Source organism: Kineococcus sp. AC630 (assembly GCF_979255925.1).
Genome location: NZ_CEEDMJ010000077.1, coordinates 1 through 276, shown reverse-complemented (window position 1 = coordinate 276; position 276 = coordinate 1). Strand labels below are relative to the sequence as shown.

At 59.1% G+C, this 276-nt stretch carries 1 protein-coding gene; it reads right to left on the bottom strand.

Annotation, left to right across the window (positions count from 1 at the left end):
- Positions 1-276: HAD-IA family hydrolase (locus tag AC0I8G_RS25920; protein ID WP_471732508.1), on the bottom strand; the 276-nt coding region annotated here is incomplete at both ends.

Below are 276 nucleotides of genomic sequence, written 5' to 3'. Positions count from 1 at the left end.
CAATTACGCTTGGTGATACCCGAGAGCACCAGGACAGTCAGCAACCCAGCTTCCATACCAGCAACCATGTCGGTATCCATTCGGTCACCGATCATGGCGGTGGTCTCAGAGTGGGCCTCAATGCGATTCAAAGCCGAGCGGAACATCATCGGGTTCGGTTTTCCGACGATGTATGGCTTGTGCTTCGAGGCAGCCTCGATCATCGCGGCGACGGCACCGGTGGCAGGCAGCGGGCCCTCTTTGCTGGGGCCAGTCGCGTCGGGGTTAGTGCAGATA